Below are 26,562 nucleotides of genomic sequence, written 5' to 3'. Positions count from 1 at the left end.
AGATCGTTTACTAGAACAGTTAAAACAAGAACGGTGGAGTATTTTGTTAGTAATTTGGGATTAAGAATCACCGAAGATTATTCATATCTGCGGCTTGGGAATTAAATTCAATATCTATTTAAAATATATAATTTAAGATGTCCGACTCTAAATTTACTGCTCCTATTATTCAAGAATTACTCGACTCAGAATTGTCTGAGCGATCGCTCATTCCTTCTTTGGAAGAAAAGATTCTCACAATCCGCAACAGTCTCCGCCCTGGACAGCAGCAAATGGCTGATTGGCAATCTGGGCCTTTGGCGATTTCAGCCGTTCCTGGTGCAGGCAAATCTACCGGAATGGCGGCGGCGGCGGCGATCGCGATCGCCCGTCAATATGAGCGTTCATCTTCCCGCCGTCAGTTGGTAGTCGTTACTTTTACTCGCTCTGCTGCTGCCAATATTAAAGCGAAGATTCGTAAATTTTTAAGAGATGATTTATCTCTACCTCAGACAGGATTTTTTGTCTATACTTTACACGGTCTAGCGTTGAACATTGCCAACCGCCATTCTGATTTGTCGGGTTTGCAGTTAGAAAATGTCATATTAATTACACCAACCCAAAGTCACCGCTTTATCAGAACTGCTGTAGAACAATGGATTGTAAATAATCCAGATGCATATTTGCGGTTATTGGAAGGTCATCAATTTGATGGAGAAGAGACAGAAAGGTTGCGTCGTCAATCGGTGCTGCGAACAGAAGTATTACCAGAATTGGCTAATACAGTCATTCATGAAGCAAAAAGTTCTGGGATATCGCCAGAATTGTTGCGGGAGTGGAGTAAGCAAACCACAGATGAATATGCAATTTTGAGCGTAGCAGCGGGATTGTACGAGCAATATCAAAACTTGATGCGATCGCGTGATTTTATTGATTACGACGATATGATTTTAGCCGCACTGCGCGTTTTAGAAAACGACAGTGCCCGTCACATCGAGCAAAACCAAATATTCGCCGTCTTTGAAGACGAAGCCCAAGATTCTAGCCCTCTACAGACGCAGTTGTTAGAAATTTTGGCGAGTAATCGAGAATATGAGGGGATGAATACAGACGCGATTCATCGCGTCTCTACGTACTCCCCACTCAATTTAGTCAGAGTTGGCGACCCTAACCAGGCGATTAACTCTACCTTTACTCCAGCCGATCCGATTTATTTCCGACAATTTTGCGAAGAGTGCGATCGCATCCAACGATTGGCAACGATGGATCGAGCTGGTCGCAGTACTAGAATTATCATTGAAGCCGCTAACTTTGCTCTCAAATGGATCAATAATCAGTGGTTAGCAACAACCAAAACCAACAACAAACAACAGATTCCTGACAACCGACAAGTACCATTTCGCTTACAGACAATTCGCCCTGTGGAAGTTGGCGATCCGCAAGCTAACGCCAACCCCGCACCCGTAGGACGAGGATTAGAGCTTTATACACCGCGCGATATTCATCACACCGTTGAATTGTTATCTCAAAGAGTAATTGAGTTATTTGGTGAAGATCCAACAAAAAATAGTGCTGCGATTTTAGTCCGAGAAAATCGTCAAGGACGATGGTTAGCAGAAGCTTTGACACCTCTGTGCAAAGAGCATAAAATTACACTTTACGATGTGGGAGAACGCGATCGCCGTTCCCATGTCCCCCAAGAGATTTTGGCATTATTGCAATTTTGCGATCGCCCCCACTCCCCCGATTACCTCAAAGCTGCCCTAGAAGCATTAGTACAGCGCCAATTAATTCCTACCCAAGACCTCAACGCCCTTGCTAGTCTGCCAGAAGAGTTTTTGTATCCTGGCCCCCTAGCACCACCCCAGCCAGAAACAGTACAAAAAGCTGCTCGCATGTGTCGCAGCTTACTCCGCGCTCGTTTAGAATTGCCTCTTTACCAGCTAATTTCCTTTCTCGCCCTGACTTTAAATTATGACCAAGCAGAATTGGCAACTGCTGATAAACTTGCAGAACGGGTAAACCAGCAGATAGCTGGCAATAGTTCGATGGGAGGAATGCTGTCAGCTTTAAGTGAAATTGTTAGTTCCGAACGGTTTGAACCAGTGGAAACTGAGGATTCGGAAGAACGTTATACCCGTCGCGGTCAACTGACAATTATCACTATGCATAAAGCTAAAGGGCTAGATTGGGACTATGTATTTCTTCCCTTTCTCCACGAAAACTTGATTCCTGGCAGATTTTGGGTTCCTCCCCAAAGCCAATTTTTAGGCGATTTTACCTTATCAGAAGTAGCTCGCGCCCAAATTCGCGCTACTCTCCACGAAGAATCTATCATACCGGATGTTAGTCAAGCATGGGAGGTGGCAAAGAATTTGAAAACATCTGAAGAGTATCGTTTACTCTATGTTGCCATGACACGAGCAAAGCTTCTGCTATGGATGTCTGCGGCGCAGAAAGCCCCCTTTACTTGGAGTAAACCAGACAATTTACAAGAACAAGCGCCTTGTCCGGTGTTTCCAGCATTAAAACGCCAATTTCCTGAATGTATGGTGAATTTAGCGGTAATGAGTAAATAAGTATAAAGGATGGGGCATGGGGCATGGGGCATTGGGCATTGGGCATTGGTTATTAATTATTCTCCCCTGCTTCCCTGCTCCTCTGCTCCTCTGCTTCCCTGCTCCCCCACTCCTTATAAAGAAACTGAATTAAGAGTGCAACGTCAAACAAATTATGATTGCAATTGCAATATTATCTGTTCAATTTTTAACAATCAATACATAATATATGAAATCCATCATCCAAGCATCTGCCGTAATTAAAAGTACCTTCCAGTCACCCAGAGGAATTTTCTTGACGCTGGTGTTGACAAGCTTGCTATCTTGTGGATTTGGACTGATTGAAAACACTTCTGCTGGTGCTATTCCTTACCAAGACAACACTCAAGTATCCCAATCCCAAGCAAACGAGTTGCCGAAAACGATCGCTAATAAAATTTTAAAAGATGCATCCTTCCGTTCCGGTGTACGTAAACGCGAATTAGAGATTACCCAAGTCACATCGAAAACCTTTGGTAATCCCTGTGAGTTCAAATTTGGAGAAGTTTGTACTAGGGAATACAACCCCATTGAAGGCTGGGAAGTAGTTGTCAAAGTCCGCCAAGATTCGTGGACTTACCATGTAGATAAATCTGGAAAGCAAAGAATTTTAGATCCGAAAGTGAGTACTTCACAAACATTGCCCAAGGCGATCGCAGATGCAATTTTGAGCGATGCCTCAAACCGTTCGGGGATGGAAATTACTGATTTAAAAATTACTCAAACTACACCAAAAACCTTTGGAAATCTCTGTCAATTCAACTTTGGCGAAGTCTGCACCCAGCAGTACGACCCCGTAGAAGGTTGGGAAGTGATTGTCAAGGTTAAAGAGCAATCTTGGATTTACCATGTGAATAAATCCACTTCGCAAATAATTTTAGATCCCAAAGCCAACGCCACTGAAAAAAGTTAAATAATCAATGGTTTTGGTTTTTTCCCATATCCTCATTCCGTGCTTTGACCATCACAGCACGGATATAGTCATTTTTACCATTCGTATAAGCTTCGCGATCGCTCCGAAAACTTGCCGCCAAGTCGCGTTTTAGAACTTCGTAGCGTTTCGCCTCTTCAGGATGCTTTCTCAAATAGTCGCAAAATAGCTTGCGCTCCCAAAATTCGCTGTCAATCTCGACTATGTGAACATGATGAGTACGTTGCTTTCCGTATGGTGGCATTCCTTTAACAAAAAACATCTGTCCAGGACGCGGGTTTTCACGCCAATAAACGTATCCCAAGGATTCTAAAGCCAAAATAGCAGATTTTGCATTTACCAAGGAACGCACTCCCACCATAATGTCAATAACTGGTTTGGCTGCCATTCCTGGTACTGCGGTACTACCAATATGTTCAATTTCTACAACTAAGTCATTGCCTAGTGCCTGCCAAATCCACTCGGCTTCTTCTGTAAACAAAGTCGCCCAACGTGGGTCATATTCAACTATATTGACCTCATCCATAAGTGAAGCTAAGTTTGTCTACAGCGATCGCTGTTGGCTAAATCCTTTATTTAATTGCAGTTATAGCAATTTTAATAGTATATAATAATGGATCGTGTCGAATCAAAGCTAGACCATGCCTAAACTAAAGACTCGTAAAGCTGCGGCAAAGCGATTCCGTGCCACCGGTACCGGCAAAATCGTCCGTCGTAAAGCGTTCAAAAGCCACCTTTTAGAACACAAATCTTCTGATAAAAAGCGTAGTATGCGTCAGAGTGCGCTTGTACACGAACGCGATGAACTTAACGTGCGCTTGATGCTCCCATATTTGTAAGTATTTTAGGAAATAAATTATGACTCGGGTAAAACGCGGTAATGTAGCTCGCAAACGCCGCAATAAAATTCTCAAACTAGCTAAAGGTTTTCGCGGTTCCCATTCAACTCTGTTTAGAACTGCCAACCAACAAGTGATGAAGGCGCTACGGAGTGCCTACCGCGATCGCAAAAAGAAAAAGCGCGATTTTCGTCGCCTTTGGATCACCCGCATCAATGCTGCTTCCAGGCAACACGGCTTGAGTTACAGCCAGTTTATTGGTAACTTGAAAAAAGCTGATATCCAACTAAATCGCAAGATGTTGGCGCAATTGGCAGTCCTCGATCCAGCTAGTTTCGGCAAAGTTGCTGAATTGGCACTTCAAGCTAAAGGATAAAGGTGGTGAGGGATGTATAACAGATGTAACAGACGGCAAACAATTACTCGGTTACATCTGGTATTATCCGCCACTATATTTTGGATTTTTTGCTTTTCTTTAGTAGGGACGGGATTAACTGCATCTGCTGCCCAAATGTCAGAAATTCAGCAACGGGGCTATTTAAATGTTGCCGTGAAAGATAACTTGCGTCCCTTGGGATTTAAAGATGACAACGGGAATTTGCAAGGTTTAGAAATTGACTTGGCCAAGCGTTTGGCAGTTGACTTGGTTGGTAAAGCCGAAGCTGTAAAATTTCAAGCTGTAGCGAATCGCGATCGCCTTTCTGTAGTCTTAGACAAGAAAGTTGATTTTGCGATCGCTAGAGTCACAGCAACCGAGTCACGCGCCCGCATAGTTAGTTTCAGTGTTCCCTACTATTTGGATGGCACTCTATTAATTACAAAAGATGCATCTGTGCAGCAGTTGAGCGATCTATCAAAACAAAAAATTGCCGTACTCAATAACTCCAGTACCATTGCTAAAGTGCGCTACTATCTACCAAACGCCGAGTTAGTAGGAGTGGATTCTTATAAAGAAGCGCGAGAGGAAATAGAAAATAATGCCGCAATAGCCTTTGCCGCAGATGCTAGTGTTCTAAGCGGTTGGGTACAACAATATCCTCAATATCGGTTACTGCCAACTAAGTTATCAACTGAACCCTTATCTATAGTCATGCCCAAGGGATTGCAGTACGATGAGTTTAGACGAAATGTGAATCAAGCGATCGCTCGTTATTTAGAAAAAGGTTGGCTCCAGCAACGGTCTCAATATTGGGGTTTACCGTAAATTGGTCATTTGTCATTGGTCATTGGTCATTAGTCATAAACGAATAATAAATGACAAAGGACAAATGACAAATGACAAATAACAAACTTTATAATATTTGTATTTGCAGTAATGGATAACAGTCTAGCCGTTGTTTATCTCTCAATTTTGGTGGTGATACTCACAATTGCAGCCGTGAGTGTTTTTCGCCAGATTTTCAAAACTCGCAAGGTTGAAGGCTCTTTTGCCAGGTTGCGAAAGAAGTTAGAGAAAGAAAAGGGTACGACTCAAGAATATTATGAGTTAGCCAGTATTTATTCAGAAAAAAAAATGTATTCTCCAGCGATCGCGCTATTTCAAAAAGCTCTCAAAGCAGCTGAAGAAGACGGAGAAGAAAATATCGCCCCCATCTACAACGGGCTGGGCTATGTTTATTTTACCCAAGAGCAATATGACTTAGCAATTCGTCAGTACAAAGAAGCTCTCAAGTCTAAACCAGACTACGTAACAGGATTCAATAATCTCGGTCACGCTTATGAGAAGAAAAAATTAACTACTCAGGCGTTACAAGCTTACGAAGAAGCACTCAAATTAGCTCCAAATAACTCTATTGCTAAACGTCGTGCTGAATCTTTACGCCGTTTAGTTTCGGCGTAAGATAATGTTCAGGTAATTAAGCATAATACCCAAAACCCCACCCTGCCAAACCTGTGCTTTAGCTCCCCTCCCCACAAGCCTACGGTGTACACATAAGTCTGAAATAGCTGAAAAACCCAAGGTTTTACCCCACCCTAACCCTCCCCTTATAAAGGGGAGCCACTGCGTTGGGCGGGCAATGCCCGACTTGAAGCACGTGGCGTGAGGGAACTAGATTTCTTTCTTGTTTCCCCCCTTTATAAGGGGGGATTAAGGGGGGTAATTCGATTTGTGTGTACACTGTAGCCCCACTTGCAGAGTGGAGTTATTTTATTATAATTAATTTCGCTTTAGCCTCTTAATTTATCGGTTTTCAATCTTAGGTTTGGAAATAGATAACTATAAGTCTTTTGTAAAAATGTAAAAGATGATTAAGCGGCTAAAGCGTTTTTTATGGCTAGCTATTGCCATCATTGTTGTCATTTCTTTCTCAATCGGATTAATGGAAACATTAACGGCTCAACAACCTTCGATTTCCCATCCTCTCACTTCACTAACTGAGGTAGAAATTAGCACAGCTGTTTCTGTCATCCAAAGAGAAAAAAATTTGAGCGAAATGGCAGCTTTTCCTCTTATTGCTTTACAAGAACCAGATAAAGAAGAAGTTCTAAATTTTACACCTGGTAAAGTCTTTGGGCGAAAAGCTTTTTTGGTAATCTATGAACGTTCAGAAAACAAAACCTTTGAAGGAATTGTCGATCTCAAAAGCAAAACCTTAAGTTCTTGGAAAGAAATACCGTCTGTTCAACCTGCGATCGCTAATTCAGAATATGAACTAGCAACTCAGGTAGTTAAAGCCGATCCCCGATGGCAAAAAGCAATGCAAAAGCGGGGAATTACCGATTTCGATCGAGTTAAAATCAGTTGGTGGGCACCAGGAATTCTCAGCGAACAGGAAGAAGCAACAGGTAATCGTCTTTGTCGCGGCTTATCTTACTACAAAGGTAAAGGCTGGAACTATTATGGTAGTCCGATTGAAGGAGTTTTAGCAACAGTCAATTTAAATACGGGTAAAATTGCTAGTTTTGTTGATAGAGGAAACGTACCTTTCTCTCAAGAAAACTGGAATTATGATGTCAAATCTTTGGGTAAATTACTGTCACCACTTAAAGCATTAAAAATACTCCAACCTAATGGTAGAAGTTTCCAGATCGAAGACAATGAAATTAGTTGGCAAGGTTGGAAGTTTCGCTATTCAATGCATCCTCGTAATGGATTAATGCTTTACCAAGTGACGCACAAAGACGGGGAAAATATTCGACCAGTTTTATACCGCGCTAGCCTTTCAGAAATGGTAGTACCTTATGGCGATCCTCAGCCTACTTGGTCGTTCAGAAATGCCTTTGATGTTGGAGAATACAACTTAGGTTTACTAGCAAATACGATGGAATTAGGTAAAGAAATTCCCGAAAATGGCTTGTTGTTAAATGCTGTATTTGCTAATGAGCAGGGAGAACCTTATCAAATGCCAAAGGTTATCGGTATCTACGAGCGCGACAACGGAATGCTGTGGAAACATTATGAATATAATACTCAGCGTAATGATGTCCGTCGCAGTCGAGAATTAGTGATGAAGATGACGGTAGCCATTGACAACTATGATTACAGCATCAATTGGATCTTTCACCAAGATGGGACTTTGGAAGTCCAAAATGAATTAACGGGTATTGTATTGGCGCAGGGAACGGCTGCCCAAAAGCAATCTGAGGATGATTCTTATGGTCGGTTAATTGCTAAGAATATCTTTGGAGTAAATCATCAGCACTTTTTCAATTATCGCCTAGATTTCGATGTCGATGGTCAGGCTAATTCTGTGATGGAAATGAATGTGAAAGCTTTGCCGATGGATGAGAAAAATCCTTTAGGAAATGCGATCGCACTTGCAGAAATCCCACTAGTCAAAGAAACGGCTGCTGTGCGCGATTTGGATATGAAAAGCAGTCGAGAATGGATGATTGTTAGTGCAGACAAAAAGAATGCTCTCGGTGCTGCACCTGGATATATGCTGATGCCTGGTGGAAACTCGATATTTTTCCCTGTGGAAGGCTCAAAAATCCGGGAAAGGGCAGAATTTGCGACTCATCACCTCTGGGTAACAAAATATAAACCTACTGAACTTTATGCTGGCGGCGATTATCCCAACCAAACTCAACCCGAACAGGGTTTACCAAAATATATTGCAGACGATGAAGCCTTGATGGGTGAAGATATCGTACTGTGGTACACAATGGGCGTAACTCATATTCCGCGATCGGAAGATTGGCCGGTGATGCCTGTTCACGAAGTTGGCTTTAAGCTAGTCCCTAGAGGATTCTTTAGCCGGAATCCAGCGATAAATTTACCAGAGTAAAATATTTGTTGGCTCAAGTTTCCTTACTAAAAGGCAGGAGTTAGGAGGCAGGGGGCAGGAGGTTAGGAGTATCAATTAAAACTTTAGTTCTGGGTTTAGAGCCACGTTTAAAGAAAGAATTATACTCAGACGTGCAGCGCGTTCGCGCAGCGTCTCGCAGAAAAGTATAAAGCGTCCTTGCTTCAATTCCACTATAAGGGTGGGTTCCTCCTGCCTCCTGTTTCCTGCCTTCGACCTCCTGCTTCTTGAATTCAGGTTTTTTTTCATGTCTAAAGGCGGTAACTTGAATGCTGATAAACTTGTATAGTTCAAATACTGGCACTGGTTAAAATAGGATATCTAATGAACTTTCCAGAAATTAATATTCCCGGTGATGGAACACTGCACGCTCGTTTAATTACTTCCTTGGGTGAAATTGTAGTTCGTTTGGAAGAAGAGCGAACCCCCAACACTGTCAAAAATTTTGTCGGTCTAGCAACAGGAACAATCGACTGGAAAGACCCTAAAACTAATGCATCTGGTAAGGGAACTCCAGCTTACGATGGAGTTCGCTTTCACCGGGTCATCCCTGATTTTATGATTCAGTGTGGCGATCCTCTGAGTCGTTATCTAGATACAGCTAGCCGATGGGGTACTGGTGGCCCAGGATATCAATTTGAAGATGAGTTTCATCCTGAATTGAGACACACTCGTGCAGGTATCTTGTCGATGGCTAATGCCGGACGCGGTACTAATGGTTCGCAATGGTTCATTACAGAAGCACCAACGCCTCACCTTGACAACAATCACAGTGTTTTTGGTGAAGTTGTCCAAGGTCTAGATATAGTCAGCAAGATTGCTAATGTGCCTACAACTAGAGATCGTCCAAATCAAGAAGTGGTGTTACAAAAAGTAGAAATTTTTCGGCAGTAATTAACACTTCGATTTGTAGTAAGCACTTTAGTGTTTAGAAAATAAGGACTAAAGTCCTTACTACAAACTTGCTTATCCATCAAGATTTTGCAGCCCCATCGCAATCTTACTGTGTTTTTCAATTTGCCCCATGACTTGTTTTGCCCGTTGAATAACTACGGCTGGTAAACCTGCCAATCTCCCCGCTTCAATTCCATAAGATTTATCAGCACCTCCTGGTTGAACTTGGTGCAAAAAGATAATTTGGTCGGGTAATTCTTTCACTGTCACTTGATAGTTAGCCACATTCGGGATAATGCTAGCCAGTTCATTTAACTCGTGGTAATGGGTGGCAAAAATTGTGCGCGATCGAATATCCACTGCTATATATTCTGCCACCGCCCAAGCTATGGAAAGACCATCAAATGTTGCTGTCCCGCGACCAATTTCATCTAACAGTACCAGCGATCTAGATGTGGCATGATTGAGAATATTTGCCGTTTCATTCATTTCTACCATGAAGGTAGATTGACCAGTTGCTAAATCATCTACTGCACCGACACGGGTAAAAATGCGATCGCATATTCCCAACCTGGCAAATCTTGCTGGTACAAAACTACCAATTTGTGCCATTAACTGAATCAATCCCACCTGACGCAAATAACAACTTTTGCCACTGGCGTTTGGCCCGGTAAGAATAATTAAATCGGGATAGTCATTTGTCATTTGTCCTTTGTCACTTGTACTGAGCGTAGTCGTTGGCGCAGCCTCTCCAAGAGTTGTATTTGTTATTTGTTCTTGGTCATCTACTAATGACAAATGACTAATGACTAATGACTCTTGACCCAATTGCGTTGAATTTGGCACAAAGAACCCCGCAGGTAAAGACTGTTCCACTACCGGATGACGACCATCAACAATATTTATCTCCCTCCCTGGCAATATTTCGGGACGACAGTAACCTTGATGTACCGCCAATTCAGCCAAACCACACAACACATCCGCCGCCGCCACTGCACGAGACAGATTGCGAATTACTTCCGCCTCTTGTGCTACCTCTTCTCGCAATGCTGTAAAAATCTCATATTCCAACTGATTTAAATCATCCCGCGCCGTCAAAATTCGGGCTTCTCGTTCCTTCAAATCTGGGGTGATATAACGTTCCTCATTAGTCAGAGTTTGCTTGCGGATATAGTTAGCGGGTACTTGGTCGGCTTTGGTGCGAGAAATACTGATGTAATAACCAAAGGTTTTGTTAAATCCTACCTTGAGGGTGGAAATTCCTGTTTTAGCTCTTTCATCAACTTCCAAATTGGCAATCCATTGCTGGTCTGCTTCTACAGTCGCTTTTCTTTCATCCAATAGGGGATTTACACTAGGGCGAATCAATCCACCTTCTTTAATTAGTATAGGTGGTGACTCTACAAGATGTGCGTGTAACTTTTGTGCTAATTCTTCCAACACACTTGGGACTTTCTGCAAAGCTTTGAGAAATGGAGAACGCGTCTCAACTACTAAGTTGGATAATTCCGGTAAACGTGAGAGGGAATCTGCCAAAGCTACTAAATCTCTAGCATTAGCTGTACCAGAACCCGCCCTTCCTGTAAGGCGTTCTAGATCGTAAATTTGCCTTAATAAATGCCGCAAATCTTGACGCAGGGGCGTATTTTCCATCAATTCTTGGATGGTATCTTGTCGTGCCCGAATGCCTTTAATATCGAGTAGAGGTTGCAACAACCACCGCCGCAGAGCACGCCCACCCATTGCTGTACTAGTTTTATCTAACGCCCAAAGTAGGGAACCGTGAAAAGTGCCATCTCGAACGGTTTGGGTAATTTCTAGGTTACGGCGGGTTTGATTGTCAACAATTAGGTAGTCGGTGACAGTGTAGCTGCGGAGTCTCTGAAGGGTGACAGGGTTTTCTTTTTGAGTATCTTCCAGGTATTCCAGAAGACCACCAGCCGCACGGACGGCGAGAGGAAGACGATCGCAACCGAGTCCTTCGAGCGATCGCACCTTAAATTTCTGCAATAATCTCGGTCTAGCTTCACCTTGGGAAAAGGGAAGTTGCGATCGCAAACTATAACAAAATGATGGTGGCAAACACTCAGGAAGATGTGGCGAAGTTTCTCCCGGACGCAGCAAACTACCCAAATCGGGCGCATTTGTCGGAACTAACACCTCTGAAGGTTGCAAGCGCATTAATTCTTGGGTCAAATGTTCTAAATCGCTACCTTGAGTGGTAAGAAATTCCCCTGTGGAGATGTCTGCATAGGCTAAACCCCAATGATTTGCGGCAATTACTACTGCTGCTAAGTAATTATTGCGACTGGATTTGAGCATTCCTTCTTCTAGCAAAGTACCGGGGGTAAGAATGCGCGTTACTTCCCGCCGCACCAATCTCCCAGCAGCTTCAGAAGCATCTTCAACTTGATCGCAAATTACTACTGCATAGCCTTTTTCTACTAGCATTGTCGCGTAGCGTTCCCAAGCGTGATGTGGAACACCAGACATCGCCACCCGTCCTTGTTCCCCAGCTTGCTTACTAGTGAGAACTAATTCCAATTCTTGCGCTAGTTTTACAGCATCTTGGAAATAGCATTCAAAGAAATCTCCTACCCGATACAGCAATACCGCGTGAGGATATTTATCCTTCGTCTCGACATAATGCAAGTACATTTGACTTAGCTTACTGCGATCCACCTGTAGATGGTCAGAAATAAAAGTACTTGCATCGGGCTTGGTAGATGGAGTTTCGGAGTGAGAGGCAGTCATAGATGCTATCGAGTTATGCACGGAAATTCCCCAAGATCCGATGATAACGTGATGTGAAAGTTGAATGGCGATCGCTCAAGGATATTTTACTTTTATCTGACAAATGTTAATTTTGATACAATGCAAAATTCCCAACTTCTTCATGAAGCCGGGAATCTGAACAACTTAACCCAAACAAAATTATTTCATATTCTAAATTAGCAACCTCAAATTAAAGATAGTAGATGACTGAGGTTGCAAGTCAATAAATATTACTCCTCTTCCTCTTCTTCTTCTCCGAACACTGCGTCTATGAGTTCTTGTGCGCGTTCGTCTGAAATATTTAAGGCTTCTTGAAGTTCAGAAATATAATCTTGTTCGTGTTCGGGTACTTCTTCATCAATCCCTACTACTAAGATAGCTGTGATGTATGCAGCTTCGCGATAATTTCTATTGGGTAAGGATTCGATAGACTGGGCGATTAAATCTTCTGGTTCTTCTTCTTCAATCAAACTGACGACTTTTTCGGTCAATTCTTCAAAGTCTTCTTCAGAGTAATCTTCAAATAAGTCAACCCGACCGAGAAATTCACTCAAAGCATATTCTTCTGTGGAAGAAATACCCTCACCATCAGCCGCAGCAGAAAATAACCCAAGAATTGCGATCGCAACTTCTGGTTCTATAGCAACTGAACTAACACTACGGCCTTTGGGCAACTTGCGTTTAGACATAATTATCCTCTAAAAGTTACGTGATATTTCAGGAAGTCATATTTTGCGGTTTATCATGCTTCCTCGATTTATGATTCCCAAAATAATGCGGAAATATACATTGGGATGAATCTTTTTTTCATAAAAAATACGCAGAGAATATATTCATCTGCGTATAAAAACGGTTAATTTTCTTTAAGCGATAAGATTTTTAGTACTTGTGTACCCTGCGTAGCCTAAAAGGATACTGTGTACACACAAGTCTGAAATAGCTGAAAAACCCAAGGTTTTACCCCACCCTAACCCTCCCCTTATAAAGGGGAGGGAACTAGATTTTTCCCCTTTCTAAGGGGGGATTAAGGGGGTAATTCGACTTGTGTGTACACATAATGTTATTTTGGCGATCGCATTTATTGATTTAGCGATCGCATTTGCTGATTTCATTTATTCTCAAATAACAAATAGATATGAAAAATGAGTAAAAATACAGACAAACTCGTAATTATTTCGTTGAAGTTTTAATGAAATAAATCTACAAAACTGCTGTAAACGCTAGGATTAAAATTTCTGGCTTACAGTGGAATGTTAAGAGTGTCAACCAAATTGTTTCTATTTGTTGTTGCCAAAACCGGATGCTCCTCATTCACACCCCCTATTTTTCTTGAAAATATCTGAAAATATATGAAATTTAGAGCCTGCAAATATCCTTTCGCACTCATCCTAGTCAGCTTCGGTTTTGTGCAGATAGCTGATGCTCAAACTCCTGTAGCTGAAACCTCCAAGCTATCTCAAGAAGTTTCTGTACTTCGGAAACAGGGCCCAAAAGGGTTAGAAGTATTTCTTAAATCCCATGCTAATACGTTAAATACCGCTTCTTCAGGAGCAGTTCTACCTTCCCCTGCACTTCGGCTAGCTTTAGACGAACTTTGTCAACAACGCGACTGTTACGCCTCTCGTTTGTATTGGTACACTGATATAGAACAAGCCAAAGCTGCTGCTAGAACCAGTGGTAAACCTATTCTATCTCTGCGGTTATTGGGTAGGCTGGATCAAGATTTGAGTTGTGCTAATAGTAGGTTCTTCAGGGTAGCACTGTATCCGAATGTGGAAATTTCTAAACTGCTTCAAGACCGTTTCATTTTGCATTGGCAATCAGTGCGTCCTGTACCCAAAGTAACTATTGATTTTGGCGACGGACGCAAGTTGGAGCGAACGATTACAGGCAATAGCATTCATTATGTATTGGATGCATCAGGTCGTCCAATCGATGCTATTCCAGGGTTGTATAGTCCCAAAGCATTTTTGCGTCAGCTAGAGCAAGCTGAATTAGCAGTAAAAAATTACAGTAAACTTACACCAAGCGATCGCGAGTCTTATTTAAGAAAATACCACAGCGATCGCTTAAATTCTATTCAAGGCCAATGGGTTGCAGATTTATCCCGCCTGGGTATCCAGTCTCCCCCTAAGTTGGTAGAAATTCCGAACAATCGCAGTCAACCACCGACAGCAGAAATAGCAAGCTCTCTAGCAGTTTCTAAAATGAGAGTTGAAACGCCAATGTTAACTGCTCTCCAGTCTGATGCTGAACGGAATCAAAACGCCTTAGCTGAAATTACTGACCAGAAAGTTTGGGACAAAATTGCTCAACTTTATGCCGCCGATGTCAAGCTAGATCGAAACAGCATCTCTCTAATTAGAGCTAAAAAATCTCAATCTGCCAACACTGAAGAAGATAATTTGCCGATAATAGTGAAAAATTTTGAAGCCACAATGGCTTTAGATACAGTTAGAAATGAATATATGCTGCATAGCCAAATTCATCAATGGTTTATGCAGGGTAAGCAAACAAGGAGTGTGGAAGCGCTCAATGAACAAGTATACGGACAACTATTTTTAACTCCTAGTTCTGACCCTTGGTTGGGGCTTTTCCCTAGCGACAGTTACAGCGCCATTGATAATGATGGTATTCGTTAGTAGCTCATAAACCAATACAGTTCAGTTAAGAAAAATTGTAGTGGCGTGGCAAGCAAAAAAATTGTGCATTAAAGGTAGGTTGGGTGGAGCAAAGCGCAACCCAATATATATCAGAATGTTGGCTTTGGCAAAGCCTCCACCCAACCTACTAGCGCTACTACATAGTTTAAGGTTTTTGGGGCTAACCCAAGCCTATTGGCTCATAAACTGATGTAAGTAAAAAGGAGTGATGAGATTTTATTGCATTGACACCTCACTCATCACTCCTTGTAACTTGCGCGTTGATTAGCTGTTACGCATTGTTAAATTACACCAGCTTACTACTTCATTTATCCTCTAACTAAAGAGACGGATAATTATTAAGTTCAGATGTGATTGGCTATACAAACCTTTTTAACTTATTAATATTTATCTTTGCAATTCTAGATATAGAAGTTCGACCATTGCTTGTTCTCAATAGTTTTACTCTTACCCGTGTCAGATAGTTTTATAATGAATTTGAAGATGGAAAGGCTTGGATTCCCAACTTTTTAAAGAAATTGGAAGGTCTTCGCTAAAGGAGAAGTACCTAGCGTAGACATGAAATCTAACCCCTACAAAGGAGTAAGGTTTAGATTTCTAAGCTTTTGGTGTTAGCAATAATACTTTTAAAACATCCTCTTAAAGAAGTTGGGAATCTTGTTATGAATTTTATTAATAGGCAAAGTATTCAGAATCACCCACAAACTTAACTTAGATTCTATATCTTTGGTAGTAGTTGCTTAATTCTTGTGATGGAAGTTGGGGAAAGTCTTATCAGTTATTCTTAGAGGATGTTTGAAAAGTGTCGTATAGCATATTAAATTTTGACATTACCCCCCAACCCCCCTTATAAAAGGAGGCTTTGAGAGACTATTTCCCCCCCCCAATACATCGGGGGGTTAGGGGTGATATTAGATACTTTGGATAACAAACATAGCTTTCCAAACATCCTCTTAGTAATAAACGGAAACAATTATTATTAGCACTAAATTATTTATTGGGGGAATTACAAAGCGGATTCAACAATAATAGTCAAAAATTAAAGTTGAAATGTAGGGTTTTCCGAGTGTAGTATCTGCTCTTTGCTAGTCATTATTTTGACTTACTTATCAGTTTAGTCAAAAATTAGCATAATCTTAGATGGCAGATTTGGTACTCGTATTTAGCTAAGTTAACAGAATTTTACCACCAATGGTAGAAGTAATACTTAACAAAAGCCAGTAAAATTTTGGCTAAATAAATATATAAGTGGATGCTTTGTAATTTGCTAGATTCAATTTACTTTAAGCATTTAGGTTGAATGGTATATGTGTCATTTAAAAACTGGCTCATTTGTAGCGACTATATGATAAAAATTGTCAAAAACCCAAAATAAATCTAACTTTATTACTTCAATTACGTGAAAATTGCAATTTACAACCTATTAAATTTATAACTCAATAAAATTAAGTATACTGCAATTTTCTCAAAGATTTACTTACTAGGTTTTTTTGCTTAACTTTTGCAAGCAAATAGCGGGAATTTAAAGTGAACATAGAAAAATTTGTCCAACGTACAGAAATATTGCACAAGCGTTTAGCAGATTTATACCAAACTGCTAGTTTATTACCTTGGATTTCCCCTGATTTGTTGCCAGAAGCTTTTAAGGAACTCCATAATACCTCAAAGGTAGCACAGTTAGCGGCAGATGAACTTTATCAGCAAAACGAGGAACTAATAAAAACACGGAATTGGTTAGAAGCAGAGCGCCATTACTACCAAGATTTATTCGAGTTAGCGCCAGACGGCTATTTAGTGACTAATACAGAAGGAATTATCCAAGAAGCTAACCTCACCGCAGCTAAGTTGTTGAATGTTTCCAAGCATTTTTTACTGGGAAAACCAATAGTTAACTTTGTCCTTCTAGAAGAACGTCAGCAAGTTCGCAACGAACTGATACAGCTATCGCAATCAGACAAAGTTCAAGAGTTATTGGTACGTTTGCAACAACGTTATGGCGAGTTATTTTATGCAGCTTTGACAGTAACAGTTGTCCGCAATCAGCAGGGTAAGGCAATTTCTCTGCGCTGGATGGTGCGTAATATAACCCAGCGTCAGCAATTAGAATCAGTAAAAGTTAAAGACAAGAATGACATTTTCAACAATCGCCCCCTACATAAATATGATAAAGGAGAAACTATTCCCCTCAACCCATTAGCAATTTGGTATGTTTCTCAGGGTTTGGTTAAACTCAGTACCTACTGTGAAACGGGTGAAGAAGTGCTGATTGGATTGGCAACACCAGGAATGGTTTTTGGTTCTAGTTTGACATCTTTAGACATTTACCAAGCAACAGCGCTTGCTGATGTTGAGTTAGTGTCAGTTTATGTAGCAGAAGTATCAGCTTCTGCAACACTGAGTCATACACTTCTACCAAAAATTAAGCAGCGATTACAGCAAACAGAATCTTTTTTAGCTATTTCTGGTAGACGGCGAGTACAAGATCGCTTACAGCATCTATTACAACTTTTGAAACGAGAAGTGGGTGAAACTGTACCAGAGGGAACTCGCCTAAATGTTCGCTTTACTCACGAAGATATTGCTAGCGCCTGCTGTACCACTAGAGTAACAATTACACGATTGATGGGGAAATTACAAGAAGAAGGTAGAATCAGTTTCGACTTAAAAAAACATATTATCTTGAGAGATGTTGATTGATTACATTTTTCTTAAGCAAAGATCAGTTGCCAGCCAATCAGGAAAATTGCTATATCTGCAAAAATATGGCTGATGTATCCAGGCCAAATCGAGCAATAATTTAAGTAGCACCATGACCAAACCGCCCCTGCTATAAATACTCCCAATGAGCATAATGTTGTCGCACGCCAGTCAAAGTAAGCTGCTAAACCAACAACATGATGAATCGTAAAAAATAGTGCAGACAGTACTACAGCTAAAGGACTTGATACCAAAATTTCACATTTACGATAAACAAACCAACGCCAGACAAATTCCTCAAGTAAAGAGTTAACAAATATCCAATACACTGCACCTACTAAGTAAATTGCAAAACTGTTCAATCCAACTTGTGTTGCGCGATCGCGAACATATTCAATATCTATCCATTTTGCGCCCAGCAGCCAATAAACAATCAAAATGATGCCTAGCATTAATAGCCCTAATCCAACTCCAGCGAATAAATCGCGTCTTTTAGGATATTCAAATTTTAAATTCTCTTTATCAACAAATAACAACCAAATAATGGGTACTAGCAATAACCAGATTTTAGCTAATAAAGCTACTAAATGTCCTTGGAAGCCAGGGAGTATATATAGCTGAGTTGCAATACCAATGCTTGGAACTGGCACAAGTAACAACAGAGCTAGTAGTGCATTTTGATTTTGGTTAGCTTTTAACATGGGGAGACTTTGTTATATTTTGATGGTTTTAACTTTTAAATCCATAGTTTTTAGATCGAGTTAGGATAATTAATTGTAATAAAATCTATATTCACCAGGTTTACTATCAATACTATTGGTTAAGGCAAGAGACGCGATTAATCGCCGTCGCTACAATAGACCTCTTGCATAAGTCGAATAGACCTCCCTTAATCCCCCCATATATTAGGGGGAAACTTAAAATCTTGCCCCCTCTCCTTCATAAGAGGAGAGGTGATTAAAGGATTTTTGTAAGAGGTCTAATAATTAGTCTTTTGTGAAGATGGCGATTTGTATTTTTATGATGATTTTTCACATCTTGGTGAACCGGATTGAGTTACTATGATTAATTTTTATATGCAAAATATAAAACATGAGTATCATAATCAGACTTGAATAAGGTGACACTTTGTATATTGCCACATAAATTTAATTCTAAAACTTCTATGAATTTGTGTGTAATATTCCTTTGAAAGCAGCATTTTGATAATTATTTACTGTGCCAATATACTTACTTAGACATAATTCAAATGCACAGCGTCTTGTAATGTTGTGAAGGTCTGGGATTTGAGACGGACATCAATACCCATTGTGCTAAGTACAAATTTGCATAAACCTGTAGCTTTTTAAACTTACAGAGACGTAACGCTATCCAAACAGGAAATTCAAAATGTACCCAAAATAATGTATATGTGATTGAAGGCGTATTGCTAAAATCGCGATGTCTAGGTTGGGCTACGCCTACGCAACATTAAAAGCGGTTATGCACACACTTGGCAAAAAAACTCTATCATCGGGCTATATCTTAGCACTAGATTTAGGTACGACAGGCAACCGCGCCTTTGTATTTGACGCAGACGGCAAGCTTGTTGGGCAGGCATATAAAGAATTAACTCAGTATTATCCTCAGCCAGGATGGTTAGAACATGACCCTCAACAAATCTGGGAAGATACCTGTTGGGTAATGCAAACCGCAATTGCAAATGCCCAGATTGTACCATCAGCGATCGCAGCCTTGGGACTAACTGTACAGCGCGAAACCTGTTTAATTTGGGACAAAACTACTGGTAAACCACTCCATAAAGCGATCGTCTGGCAAGATCGCCGCACTGCTCCCCTTTGCCACCAGTTACAAGAGCAAGGCTACGCTGATGAAATTTACGATCGCACCGGATTAATCATTGATGCTTACTTTTCAGCTACTAAGCTCAGATGGCTATTAGATAATGTTACTGGTATCGATATAAACAATGTCTTAGCAGGTACTATTGATAGCTGGGTGTTGTGGAATCTCACAGGTGGAAAAGTCCACGCCACTGACCACAGCAACGCCAGCCGGACAATGTTGATGAATCTCAAAACCTGTGAGTGGGATGAGATTTTACTGGATCTGTTTCAAATTCCAGCGCATATTTTGCCCCAGATTCAGCCGAGCTTAGGAGTATTTGGAGTTACCGATGCGACTTTGTTGGGTGCGGAAATTCCGATCGCGGCCATTTTGGGAGATCAGCAAGCGGCTCTATTTGGTCATGGCTGCGATCGCCCCGGTTTGGTAAAATGCACTTATGGTACTGGTAGCTTTTTAGTAGCTCACACAGACGCTCAAATTGTGCGAACGCATCATCAACTCATTTCGACAGTGGCATGGACACAAGCAAATACCAGCGATACTTTAGATGTCGGCTATGCTCTAGAAGGTAGTATGTTTACTAGTGGTGCTTGTATTCAATGGTTGCGCGATCGCCTGAAGTTGATAAAAACTGCTGCTGAAACTGAAGCGATGGCCAATCAGGTAAAAAATAATGGCGGAGTCTATTTTGTGCCAGCATTTAGTGGACTGGGCGCACCTTATTGGGATATGAGCGCCAGGGGAGCTTTTTTCGGCATTACCGCCAGTGTACAACCAGAGCATCTAGTTCGCGCCGTGTTGGAAGCGATCGCTTATCAAGTTCTGGAAGTGGTGCAAGCGATTAACGCATCTAGTAGTACTCCAGTTGGGCGATTAACCGTAGATGGTGGTGCTTGCGAGAATAATTTTTTGATGCAGTTCCAAGCTGATGTGTTAGGTATTCCAGTTGAACGCCCAATAATGCGCGATACGACCGTTCAGGGTGCAGCATTTGCGGCAGGTTTAGCTGTAGGATTTTGGCAGAGCTATGAAACACTAGTGGAACAACGGCAAATTGAGCGTGTGTTTGAGCCGAAGAGTGATTTCCCCTTATCCAAATTTGGTACTTGGCAAAAAGCAGTGAAACGTACTCTAGCTTGGGAGGAATAGCCAATCCAAAAACGAGTTAAAGCGAAATCCATATCCTGAAACGGGGAAGGCGAAGGAACAAATACTATTACAATCAAGCAAATGGATGGAGTATTGATTTATCATGCCCTACAGTCAATTTAACATTGACCGAGTGAAACAAGATTTTCATCTGAGTACTGTCGAAGGAGTCCGCTTTTTCCCAGACTCGATTGAACCCATTACTCCAAGCTTCAGACTGCAAGGTATTTTAGAGGATCTACCGTGGGCGATCGCAGTAGATACAGAAAAAGCTCGTTCAGAGGCGATAATTAATCCTATCTTACTGAAAGTGCGACGCATCTTCAATTCCACAATTAGCGTATTTTCAGGGGAAGAGTTTAACGTTGATCCGAGTATTGGACTCAACGATGTATGTGACTTCCTACTTTGCCGTTCACCTGAACAATTAACGGTGGAAGCACCTGCAATTGTCATAGTTGAAGCGAAAAAATCAGATTTAAAATCTGGATTGGGACAATGCATTGCAGAAATGGTAGCTGCACAGCGATTCAATCAAGCAAGAGAACAACCCTTAACAGCAGTTTACGGTACTGTAAGCAGTGGAACCCAATGGCGATTTCTGAAACTAGAGGGTCAAACAGTCACAATTGATTTAATGGATTATTCTCTTCCTCCTATCGAACTAATTCTGAGCTTTTTGGTGTGGATGGTGAAAGCAGGTTAATTTCATTCAAAAATCGCTCGTTAAAATAACTCTTACTTTGTCAAAATATCACTCTCACATAATAAAAAGCGCATGACTACTAAACCGAAGATTTTCATTGATGGGGAATCAGGAACCACAGGCTTACAAATATACTCACGCCTGAACCAACGGGATGATATCGAGTTAGTTAGCATTGAAGCATCTAAACGTAAAGATGCAAATGAGCGAACCAAACTAATCAATGCTGTTGATGTTATCATTCTCTGCCTGCCTGATGATGCGGCTCGTGAAGCTGTTAGCTTAGTCAGTAATAATAGGGTTAAGATCCTTGATGCTAGTAGTGCCCATCGCACAGCTAAAGACTGGGTATATGGTTTCCCTGAACTAAATCCAGGACAGCGAGAGAAAATCGCCAGCGCGCAGTTTGTCAGCAATCCGGGCTGTTATCCCACAGGATTTTTAGCTTGTATCCGTCCGTTAATTGCTAAAGGACTCCTGAACAGTAACTTTCCCATCACCGTTAATGCAGTGTCAGGTTACTCTGGTGGCGGAAAGAATCTGATTAAACAGTATCATAGCTTCCACGAGCAGCAAGCCGGAGCAGAATCACTCTATCCTTATGGAATCTACGGTTTGCAGTTTGGGCATAAGCACGTCAAAGAAATGCATGAGTATTCAGGGCTAGCATCACCGCCGCTGTTCGTACCAGCTGTGGGAGATTTTGAGCAGGGGATGCTAGTACAGATACCTTTACCACTGGCAACTTTGGATAATCCACCATCAGGTAAAGTTATCTATGAAGCGATCGCTGACTACTACCAAAGTGAAAAATTCGTACAGGTTGCTCCATTCCAAGATTCTACACTGCTCAGAGACGGAACATTTCTGGATGCAATCGCACTGAACGGGACTAATATTGTTCAGGTTTTTGTATTTGCCAATGACACCACCAAAGAAGTCTTGCTAGTTGCTCGTCTTGACAATCTGGGTAAAGGCGCATCAGGAGCCGCAGTCCAAAACCTAAACATCATGCTCGGTTTTCCAGAAGAGTTGGGATTGTCATGAAAAAGGGTTAAGGGTGGGGAGTGGGGAGCAGGAGAGCAGGGGAGCAGGGGAGCAGGGGAGCAGGGGAGCAGAGGAGAAGTTACAGTAAGTTTTTCCTCTGTGCCCCATGCCCAATGCCCATTATCTTGATTTTTCTTTCAGTTCTTCAAGCAATTGAATTACGTTATGCTCAAATGCTTTGTTCCGCTCTTGAACTGATTCAATTAACGGTTTATCAAAAAGATTAACGACATATTTAGCTAGCTGAATACCTAAAGGTCTTAAATGTCCACCTGCTACAGTGTTGCGAAAATTTTGCGGTGGCTTTTGCAGAATATTAGTAAACCATTCACAGGTTGATTTAGCAATATTGTCTGATTTAAAACAGACTAAACCCATAATATTAAATAGCCCACTATCCTTGATTAAATAATGAGTTTCTTCAACAGTTGGTTTCACACCCCAACCAAGATTGTCGATGATATCCGCTAAAAATTGAGGACGAATTGCACTCCCTGTGTCAGCAATAGCAGGTGCTAAGAGGATAGAAACCTGTCCTTTAATGAAGACACTGTTAATGTTGATATTCTTATGTACATAAGTGTAAATTAATGTTTTAACTTCATCCCTTTTCCGCGTTAGTTCATCAAAGAGAATGTTAATGTCTGCAATCACATTTTCTATCTGTGACTCATCGGAAGTTTTAAATAGTAGCTTCCGAATAAACTGCTCTCTATCTTGAGCATCTGGAGGTAGAGCAGTAAATCCTTCTAACAGCGAGATATATTTACAGCCAAGGCTATGCCCAATCCAAGAAAAGTTTTTATCATCTAGATAAGCTTCATAATCATATTCTGCAACACTTGCCATTTTCACAAGCTCTGGCAGAATTTCATACTGTTCTCTCATGAGAAAACCAGCTTCTACATAATGGTTAAAAGTAAAATTAAATGGCAAAAGAATAATTGTATATCCCTGCTCAAATAGAGATTGAAGCAGATAACGATAAAAAAGCATAGGGCCAAATGTACCAAAGAAAGCCCCAGCAATAAATTGAATTACCCCTTTAGGCTTTGGATGTAGAGCAACCCAACTGTGAGAAACTGGTTTAAATCTCAGTTTTAGATTCATATTTACCATGACTTATTTGTAGGTATATGCTGAATCTCCAAACTGAAGTTATTGCTTTTCGGATTATTCAAAGGATATTTTTACAAAACTGTGATCGCTTTGTTACCGTACAGCCAAAACTCTCCTAATGGCCTTAATTCCACTAGTTAGCCGTGGTTAAAACTATTTCACCTTAGCGCGGAAGCGGACAAAACCATAAGAATTCGCTGGTGTGCCAGATCCAGTAGCTGCGGGTAGATTGGGAAAACTTGGGACTGTAATATTGACCACTACTGCCCCATTGGTGTTAGTACCACAGTATGATGGTGTACCTGCTTCATTAACTGTATAAAAATGTCCGCGATCGCTATCTCCTACATTAGTGAGATAAAGGGTAGGTGTAGTAGAACCAATAGCTAGGGCAATTCCTCGATCTGCTCCTGGTAAGCCACCATCACTAGGAGTCATACCATTAAAAGCAGTAGGAATAAAATTAACATTAGTCGGAACTAAGTCACAGAATTTTACATTGGTTGCATTACTAAGACCATTGGAAAGGAAATATATAGTGTATTCCAATTCATCTCCCGGTTTGACAGTGCCAGCATTAATTAATCCTCGCAAGTAGCCAGCAGGCCATTTAGGATCGCTATCATCAGTAGCATAAGGTTCTGGTACATAGTTACTGGCATTAGTAGCAACGTCACTGCGACCATCCACAATATTAGTTAAATCTTGGTTATTGAGGCGGGTAATGCGTTTAATTAACAGCAATTTAGGATTAGAACTAACAGTATTTAATACTGTAAATAAAGTGGGGTCATCATCTGCCGTACTGGCAGGATTATTACCGATATTTACACCATTATCAGTAATTTGTAAGAACGAATTACCAAGAGTAGGTGGATTATTGGTAGCACCAGCAGAGTCTGCATCTGTGAACACTGTACCAACAGTTCCTGTAGGATTATCAGGTGTGTTAAAAGTAGCATTTGCTTGGTTACTAATTGGATTACCGCCATTGGCATTATTAATTGTGGCAGTAATTTTAATGGTAATCGTATCATTTACACGGAGAATTCCAGAATTTGTCACAGCAACAACACTAGCACCGTTGTAACTGGGATTGAGTGTAATGTTATTCCCTGAAGTTGCAGCAGTAATCACTGCACTCACAAAGGTTAATTGTGAGGATAATAAGTCGTTAATGGCAAAGTTAATTGCATTGCTATTACCTGGATTTAGGTTGGAGTAAGTGATGGTATATTCGATGCGATCGCCTACAGTCACTGTTCCACTAGTATCATTGTCTGCGAGGAAGCGAACAGATTTAGTTCCTATAACATTTGCTTGAGTGTTAGTAGTAATGACCAAGGGAGTAAGGATTGCTTGACTTGGGAAATATGTCCAAGTATCGATTCCCTTAAAGTCACCATAATTACTACTAAATTCATGCTCTCCCGTCGCACTATTGATCCCTCTAGCAGCATTACGCGGATTAGTAGCTCCCGTACCATTTAAGTTAATCGCCGTGCCGTTAGCGGTAGTATAGTTGTTGTCGTTGTAATAAACGGTAGTCGATCCAATCTGCTGTCCATTTTGATCTACAAGGTTAGGAAAAGCAGCAGGAGGGTTTTCCATTGTGATTTTAAACCCCAGTGGATTATTTTCAGCATCCAACATGGGAAAGTGATATTCACCCGATCGCGTTGTGATTATGGCATTGTATGCTGCATTTCCTGGTAGAGGTTGGAGATTTACCCCACTTGCATTCTTCCCATCCCAAAGCACCACATTTGATCCGACAGACAGCACATTTTGTATTACTCTATCGCTACTAGGGTCAAAAATGCCATCATTGTTGGTGTCAATAATTATTTGATAGCTACCAGTTGAGGCAGCATTGAAACTAAAATTGCCTCCCACACCCACAGAAGTTTGGTTCCCACTACCTCCATTACCCCCAGTGAATTTGAACGAAGTCGGTACTGTGGGAATCGTCGCGGCAATAGGAATACTCAAAGAATTGAGAGTTGCCGTGTCGGGTCGATTGAAGAAAACTAGGTGGGTAATGTCTGTTGTAGTATCAGAAACATTTGGATTTTGAACTTGCACATTGCCGGGAAAGATCAAACTATTATTACTAGCACCGCCAGCAGAATGATAAAGAGTGCTGTTATTTGTTGTGTCAATATATCCCCGGTTATTAGCAAAAAAGATGAAGCCAAAAGGATCGACTCCATTCATGTCAGTTTCGTAACGATACCCATCTTTGGTTTGAATATAAAGCTTAGAGTTGAGTCCTACGGGAGTACCACCACTGGCATTTGCCCCCATATTCATAGCAATATAGCTAGTAAATACTCGCCCTTTTTTGGCAACACCGTTACTATCTCGAACTGTGATATCCCAAGCAGCTACCCCCGAACGTTGGTTAATATCTGTAGGAAATGCCGCCGTTGTCGTTCTTGGTGGCGGATTATTTGCACCACTTGTATCTGGAGAATGAAACTCAACTTCGTAAATACCTGTTTCTATAGCGACGAAAGTACAAGGGGTATAGCCATTGGTATTAGGCAAAGGGCCGGCCGTTTCTTTGACAACAGTGTTAATCAGACCAAAGCCATTCGTTAGAACATCACAAGAGCCATTTTGACTACTAAAGGGACTGCGGTAAACAATATCTTGTGGGTCTGAAAAACTAGTAATCACACTAGAGCCAAGATTAACTGTTTCTCCTTGTTGAACATAAACTTTGAGTATGGTTTTCCGAACAATACCTGCCAGTAGTAAATCTGACCATTCCAGGTAAGGTCTGTATCCGCCATCAGAAACTAACTCTTTGCTGCCTTCAGCCCAGCTAGGTTGGATACTATTCCCTAAAATACATAAAAAAAAGCCCAAGCTACTGAGCCATCGTTTTTGGCGGCTGCTTGTTAATGACTTTTCCATAGTTTTTTTTACTGGGTTGTCCGCAGTCAGAGAAAATTTATCATTGTCATCAATATTTACTGTGGCGATCGCTCTTAATTTCTTAAATAAAGATTTCATTATTTAGTTCCAATAAAAATACATAATATGTAAGTAATGATATTGAGTTT

General features: G+C 41.1%; 19 protein-coding genes. 13 read left to right on the top strand and 6 right to left on the bottom strand.

The annotated features are described in order from the left end of the window. The first annotated feature begins 137 nt into the window (after positions 1–137). Entirely contained in the window at positions 138–2,558 is a 2,421-nt protein-coding gene (locus tag RMZ42_RS19165; protein ID WP_322672883.1) for an ATP-dependent helicase, read from the top strand. A gap of 208 nt (positions 2,559–2,766) precedes the next feature. Further along, positions 2,767–3,489: a hypothetical protein gene (locus RMZ42_RS19160; protein WP_322672882.1), complete on the top strand. Its 723-nt coding sequence runs from the start codon at positions 2,767–2,769 to the stop codon at positions 3,487–3,489. 4 nt (positions 3,490–3,493) lie between these two features. On the opposite strand, the gene RMZ42_RS19155 is transcribed toward RMZ42_RS19160, so the two are convergent. Continuing rightward, positions 3,494–4,033 carry a GrpB family protein gene (locus tag RMZ42_RS19155; RefSeq protein WP_322672881.1) on the bottom strand — a complete coding sequence of 180 codons (540 nt, stop codon included), beginning with the start codon at positions 4,031–4,033 and terminating at the stop codon, positions 3,494–3,496. Positions 4,034–4,148: 115 nt separating this feature from the next. Here RMZ42_RS19155 and rpmI point away from each other — a divergent pair, with 115 nt between their 5' ends. The 6 genes from rpmI to RMZ42_RS19125 all read left to right on the top strand — a co-directional run bounded on the left by rpmI (position 4,149) and on the right by RMZ42_RS19125 (position 9,487). Then, entirely contained in the window at positions 4,149–4,346 is a 198-nt protein-coding gene (gene rpmI / locus RMZ42_RS19150) for a 50S ribosomal protein L35 (protein WP_109007939.1), read from the top strand. A gap of 19 nt (positions 4,347–4,365) precedes the next feature. Next, positions 4,366–4,722, top strand: a complete 357-nt coding sequence (rplT, locus tag RMZ42_RS19145; RefSeq protein WP_322672880.1) for a 50S ribosomal protein L20 — start codon at positions 4,366–4,368, stop codon at positions 4,720–4,722. Positions 4,723–4,734: 12 nt separating this feature from the next. Beyond that, complete coding sequence (locus RMZ42_RS19140) at positions 4,735–5,550, top strand: transporter substrate-binding domain-containing protein (protein ID WP_322672879.1); 816 nt, start codon at positions 4,735–4,737, stop codon at positions 5,548–5,550. Positions 5,551–5,661: 111 nt separating this feature from the next. After that, a complete protein-coding gene (locus RMZ42_RS19135; protein WP_322672878.1) occupies positions 5,662–6,186 on the top strand; it encodes a tetratricopeptide repeat protein in 525 nt (174 codons plus the stop codon). 406 nt (positions 6,187–6,592) lie between these two features. Further along, positions 6,593–8,575, top strand: a complete 1,983-nt coding sequence (locus tag RMZ42_RS19130; RefSeq protein ID WP_322672877.1) for a primary-amine oxidase — start codon at positions 6,593–6,595, stop codon at positions 8,573–8,575. A gap of 342 nt (positions 8,576–8,917) precedes the next feature. Beyond that, on the top strand, positions 8,918–9,487 hold the full coding sequence (locus RMZ42_RS19125; RefSeq protein WP_322672876.1) for a peptidylprolyl isomerase: 570 nt from the start codon (positions 8,918–8,920) through the stop codon (positions 9,485–9,487). A 72-nt stretch (positions 9,488–9,559) separates the two neighbouring features. Here the strand turns inward: RMZ42_RS19125 and mutS are convergent, their stop codons facing one another. Together mutS and RMZ42_RS19115 are read right to left on the bottom strand one after the other, a co-directional pair. Further along, the gene (mutS, locus tag RMZ42_RS19120) at positions 9,560–12,241 is read right to left on the bottom strand and encodes a DNA mismatch repair protein MutS (protein WP_322672927.1); all 2,682 of its coding nucleotides are present in this window, start codon (positions 12,239–12,241) and stop codon (positions 9,560–9,562) included. 251 nt (positions 12,242–12,492) lie between these two features. Continuing rightward, positions 12,493–12,951, bottom strand: coding sequence for a tellurite resistance TerB family protein (locus RMZ42_RS19115; RefSeq protein WP_322672875.1), 459 nt, complete (start codon positions 12,949–12,951; stop codon positions 12,493–12,495). A 660-nt stretch (positions 12,952–13,611) separates the two neighbouring features. On the opposite strand from RMZ42_RS19115, the gene RMZ42_RS19110 reads away from it, so the two are divergent. Together RMZ42_RS19110 and RMZ42_RS19105 are read left to right on the top strand one after the other, a co-directional pair. Continuing rightward, a complete protein-coding gene (locus RMZ42_RS19110) occupies positions 13,612–14,904 on the top strand; it encodes a hypothetical protein (protein WP_322672874.1) in 1,293 nt (430 codons plus the stop codon). A 1,548-nt stretch (positions 14,905–16,452) separates the two neighbouring features. Further along, positions 16,453–17,622, top strand: coding sequence for a PAS domain S-box protein (locus RMZ42_RS19105; RefSeq protein WP_322672873.1), 1,170 nt, complete (start codon positions 16,453–16,455; stop codon positions 17,620–17,622). Positions 17,623–17,633: 11 nt separating this feature from the next. Here RMZ42_RS19105 and RMZ42_RS19100 read toward each other — a convergent pair whose 3' ends face one another. Next, a complete protein-coding gene (locus RMZ42_RS19100) occupies positions 17,634–18,323 on the bottom strand; it encodes a type II CAAX endopeptidase family protein (RefSeq protein WP_322672872.1) in 690 nt (229 codons plus the stop codon). 781 nt (positions 18,324–19,104) lie between these two features. Here RMZ42_RS19100 and glpK point away from each other — a divergent pair. The 3 genes from glpK to argC all read left to right on the top strand — a co-directional run bounded on the left by glpK (position 19,105) and on the right by argC (position 22,372). After that, a complete protein-coding gene (gene glpK / locus RMZ42_RS19095) occupies positions 19,105–20,619 on the top strand; it encodes a glycerol kinase GlpK (RefSeq protein ID WP_322672926.1) in 1,515 nt (504 codons plus the stop codon). A 103-nt stretch (positions 20,620–20,722) separates the two neighbouring features. Further along, on the top strand, positions 20,723–21,325 hold the full coding sequence (locus RMZ42_RS19090) for a hypothetical protein (protein ID WP_322672871.1): 603 nt from the start codon (positions 20,723–20,725) through the stop codon (positions 21,323–21,325). A 72-nt stretch (positions 21,326–21,397) separates the two neighbouring features. Next, the gene (gene argC, locus RMZ42_RS19085) at positions 21,398–22,372 is read left to right on the top strand and encodes an N-acetyl-gamma-glutamyl-phosphate reductase (protein WP_322672870.1); all 975 of its coding nucleotides are present in this window, start codon (positions 21,398–21,400) and stop codon (positions 22,370–22,372) included. A 120-nt stretch (positions 22,373–22,492) separates the two neighbouring features. Here argC and RMZ42_RS19080 read toward each other — a convergent pair whose 3' ends face one another. Together RMZ42_RS19080 and RMZ42_RS19075 are read right to left on the bottom strand one after the other, a co-directional pair. Further along, a complete protein-coding gene (locus RMZ42_RS19080; RefSeq protein ID WP_322672869.1) occupies positions 22,493–23,482 on the bottom strand; it encodes a DUF1350 family protein in 990 nt (329 codons plus the stop codon). 162 nt (positions 23,483–23,644) lie between these two features. Continuing rightward, positions 23,645–26,512, bottom strand: a complete 2,868-nt coding sequence (locus RMZ42_RS19075) for a hypothetical protein (protein ID WP_322672868.1) — start codon at positions 26,510–26,512, stop codon at positions 23,645–23,647. Positions 26,513–26,562 lie beyond the last annotated feature (50 nt).

The sequence above is a fragment of the Nostoc sp. DedQUE05 genome (assembly GCF_034530955.1).
Lineage (GTDB): Bacteria > Cyanobacteriota > Cyanobacteriia > Cyanobacteriales > Nostocaceae > Nostoc.
This window is presented reverse-complemented; position numbering and strand designations above follow the sequence as displayed.